Here is a 930-nt window from a genome sequence, read left to right as displayed (position 1 = left end):
GGCCCAGCCCGCGGCGACGCCGGATCCGGCGATGCCGGCGCCCGCGCCGAAACCCTGACGACCCCGGCCGGGCGAGCCCCGGTCGAACGTCCCGATCCCGAAACGGCCGCCGGACCCCCGTCCGGCGGCCGTTCTCTTTGCGGGAGGCGACGGGAGGCGCGGCGCGGCCTTTGCATATCGGACGCGCATCTCGGTGAATACCGCCACTTTTCAGAAATAGCCGGCGCGTATACAGACAGGAAACACCATTCGCGTATTATATACGTGCGGTTGCAAGCACACAGTGAACGAATGCATGCCGGGGGCAGGAACATGATGCGTGCGCGGGATCCCGGAGAGCTCGGCTCGGCCCTGACGTCCTGCCGAACGGCGTTCGTCGGCGTCGCGGTGATGAGCGGCGTGGTGAACGTGCTGTACCTCACCGGCTCGTTCTTCATGCTGGAGGTCTACGACCGGGTGATCCCGAGCCGTTCGGTGCCGACGCTGATCGGGCTGATGGCGCTGGCGCTGACGCTGTACGCGTTCCAGGGGGCGCTCGAGGCGATCCGCTCGCGCATCCTCGCCCGCGTCGGGGCGGCGCTCGACGAGGCGCTGTCGGGCCGCGTGTTCGACCTCGTGGTGCGTGCGCCGCTCAAGGGGGCCGCCCCCGGCGACGGGCTGCTGCCGCTGCGCGACCTCGACCAGATCCGCGCGTTCCTGTCGGGCACCGGCCCGTCGGCGTTCTTCGACCTGCCGTGGCTGCCGATCTACCTGGCCGTCTGCTTCCTGTTCCACCCGCTGATCGGCGTCGCCGCGCTCTGCGGCGCCCTCTTCCTCGCGGCGGTGACGTGGCTGACCGACCGCGCCACCCGCAGGCCGGCCCAGGCCGCCACCGGGCACGGCCTGCGCCGCAACGGCCTGGCGGGGGCCGGGCCCGGTGGCGGCCTGGGC

At 71.8% G+C, this 930-nt stretch carries 1 pseudogene; it reads left to right on the top strand.

Going from position 1 to position 930, the window contains the following annotated elements:
* Positions 1 to 312 precede the first annotated feature (312 nt).
* A pseudogene (locus FV223_RS28630) lies at positions 313 to 930 on the top strand (type I secretion system permease/ATPase); the annotation flags it as partial.

This window comes from Methylobacterium sp. WL116 (assembly GCF_008039455.1).
GTDB lineage: Bacteria > Pseudomonadota > Alphaproteobacteria > Rhizobiales > Beijerinckiaceae > Methylobacterium.
The sequence above is the reverse complement of the archived record's forward strand: the minus strand, read 5'-3'. Positions and strand labels throughout refer to the sequence as shown.